Genomic DNA, 2,763 nt, shown 5'->3' with positions numbered 1-2,763 from the left:
ATGGCTCGCGTTATGACTACAGGGAGATGCCTTGGACACTTTCAAAACTATAGTTGCGGGCTTTTCCGTGTACGTTTTTGGCCAGATGGCTATTCGTCTGGTCTTGGACCCAGTGGTCAAATTCAAAGAGAAGCTTGGAGAGTTATCGTCTCTCCTGATCAAAGAGCATCAGCGGCTACAGGAAATGAATGTTGAGCCCGAAACACAATACGATTTGGTGGTATTTTGCAGTGAAATTCTGGCCTGCAAGCGTTCAGTTCCTTGTTATTCCTTCGTTGCTCGGGTGCTTAGGCTTCCACAAGAAAGGTCCGTAATTGAGGCATGTGAAGCCCTTCACTGGATTGCAAAAGCTAGAATGACTGGGCCAAGGCTTGACGACCAGAGGTCGATGGCTCAGATCGAAATGATCGAAAAACTGAGACTAATCGGTGATAGCCTGGGGATTTACACCGGAGTGGCCAAGTCATAACCATACGGTCAACCGGACGCCAAAAGCGTACCGCTTTTGGTTCCCTCCGCTCCGCTCCGGCGCCGGTTACCTCAGCGTTATCTGTACTAGGGGGAGCAAAGAGTGAGGGTGTTGGTTTTTCCGTTTTTGGCTGTAGCCTTATCAGGCTGTCTCGGCCTGTCAGCCAGCTACAAGAATCATGTTGGTGGCTATGTCGTGGACTCTGATGGGCACCCAATTCCAGGCGCTCTAGTTGAATTCTACGGGGTGGAGCGTCAAACAGACTCTTCTGGATGTTTTTTCTTCGGTGGTCACCTTGGTGTTCCGGGCTTTACTTTGAAGGTCTCAAAAGACGGCTATGATTCGTATCGGGGCGGTGCGGAATTCGATCACTATGAGGTAACCGTCACGCTGCAGAAGGAAGGTAGTGGAACGGGTAGTAAGGCGGAATGGCGGCGGCTTAGGGAGGAGGAGCTCAATGAGAAGCCAAGCTGCGTCCGGTAGACAGATAACCATGCCTTGCAGCCGACAGCAGCTCCGCTGCGCTCCGCCGCTGCTGGCTGAAGGCAGGCGTTAGGCTCACAGAATAAACCATCCAAGTGGCATAGGAGTTAACCTAAAAGGATGTCTTATAAACAAGATAGTAAAGAAAAGTCACGTGAGGAATTGTGGCGCCACGCAATATCAGTGGTGACAGTAGATAGAAAATTCTCTCGAGTACTCAACCCTGAATATTTGGCGACACTTTGGAACTATGCATGGGATGATGTTCTATCTCATGTTCTTGATGTATCAAAAGAACGCCATCGTATTGCAGAATATTTTGACAATTGGGCAGAGTATTCTGAATCTTGCTATAGTCAGAAATCCCCCAAGGATCTCCGAATAGCATATTTTTCTGGACCTGAACCCGAAAACGATCTCCGTATCCTTCTTTCATTAGGGGTTCGAATTGAAAACGTTTGGGCTTTTGAGGCAGACAAAGATGCTTACAGCAAAGCTTTGGAGAAAGCACGGAAAAACTTTCCTTCTTTAAAAATATTTCCTGGATCTTTGGGAGATTTCTTTAAAACAAACCACCTCACGTTTGACATAATTTATCTTGATTTTACAGGATCTCTGGTTGCAAGGAGTCTCAAAACGCTGTCAGTTCTCCATGCTACTTTTGATGAGCAAGCACTTTCAGATTTAAGCGTATTGGTAGTTAACTCATGCGAGCCTGACGCTACACAAGATAATTGTGACTTTTTGTCAGCCTACTATTTTTTTCAACCAATGGTTGAATGCTCTGTTTATGGAGAGTTGCCGCATCAAGTAGATAATAAGATTTTTTCTTGGTTTAGCGAATCAGCATCAGCACACGGATATGAACCAAAACATTTATCACGAATGGCATCTAATAATATGCGTGGTGTTTACTCTGCTTTCGCTACAAGTTACCCACTTTACTACTCAAATTTCATTAGTCCCGCTCTAAGATTTTTAAGAAATGGATCGCTTCGAAAGCAATTGTTCAGCTCCGATAAAGCCACCCAAAAAGAAGCGTTTGACCGAATGGGCGATGCTTCATCTATACTGTCTTCACTTATGCCTGATTCAGAGTTAAATGATGAGCATATAATCAGCGGAGATCGTATTTTTAATGCAGACAGCTTCCCATTCTGGAACTTCATAGACTCACTGCAATCGATGGGGGGAGCGTTAGGTCAATACTGGTTTAACGAGTTTTCTAAGTCGAAAGATGGGGCGTCAGTTCTTGACGCAGCCAAATTTAGGGAGTCATTATCAGAAACTCTCTTTGGCTATGATGGGTTGCTGTCAGATAACATAAAAAAAGAAATTAGGCGAGTTAATTCGGCGATTCCAGATGCTCGTGGTGGCTTGTTTTGTGACGTTCCAATGGCTCACCTATGGCTGGAGTTAAGCTTGAATCAACTAGGCGCACCTTATCACTCTAATATAAATAATCACAAGAGATGGACTTATAAGGCTAAGGTTAGACAAATGCATTTGGATGCATTTACCTTTGATCGATGTCGAAGTATGTATGACTACTTGCCGATGGTGGATATGTATGGAGACGTCCTTGAGAACCTTCTTCCTCAGCTAATTATTCGTTGTTGTATTGATTCCATTGGAAAGCAGATTCGATGGCCGCTTCCTAACCTTTATTATGGTTCAAATATTGCGTGCATTAATGATGGTGTTAAAGGGGCAGACTTTGGTGAGCTGGAAGCGAGAGTTGAAATATAAGCCTAACAAGGTGCTGCTACGGAAAATTTACTCGCTGGCGCTCCTAAATTTCCGCAGAGCAC

At 44.8% G+C, this 2,763-nt stretch carries 3 protein-coding genes; all 3 read left to right on the top strand.

Going from position 1 to position 2,763, the window contains the following annotated elements:
* Positions 1 to 31: 31 nt before the first annotated feature.
* The 3 genes from VCB98_RS13710 to VCB98_RS13700 all read left to right on the top strand — a co-directional run bounded on the left by VCB98_RS13710 (position 32) and on the right by VCB98_RS13700 (position 2,701).
* Entirely contained in the window at positions 32 to 469 is a 438-nt protein-coding gene (locus tag VCB98_RS13710) for a hypothetical protein (RefSeq protein ID WP_346053490.1), read from the top strand.
* 102 nt (positions 470 to 571) lie between these two features.
* On the top strand, positions 572 to 952 hold the full coding sequence (locus VCB98_RS13705) for a carboxypeptidase-like regulatory domain-containing protein (protein ID WP_346053488.1): 381 nt from the start codon (positions 572 to 574) through the stop codon (positions 950 to 952).
* A gap of 120 nt (positions 953 to 1,072) precedes the next feature.
* A complete protein-coding gene (locus VCB98_RS13700) occupies positions 1,073 to 2,701 on the top strand; it encodes an SEN1985 family protein (RefSeq protein ID WP_346053486.1) in 1,629 nt (542 codons plus the stop codon).
* Positions 2,702 to 2,763 lie beyond the last annotated feature (62 nt).

The organism is Natronospira elongata (assembly GCF_034931365.1).
Classification (GTDB): domain Bacteria; phylum Pseudomonadota; class Gammaproteobacteria; order Natronospirales; family Natronospiraceae; genus Natronospira; species Natronospira elongata.
Note: the sequence above shows the minus strand (reverse complement) of the source record. Positions and strands in the feature narration are given on the sequence as shown.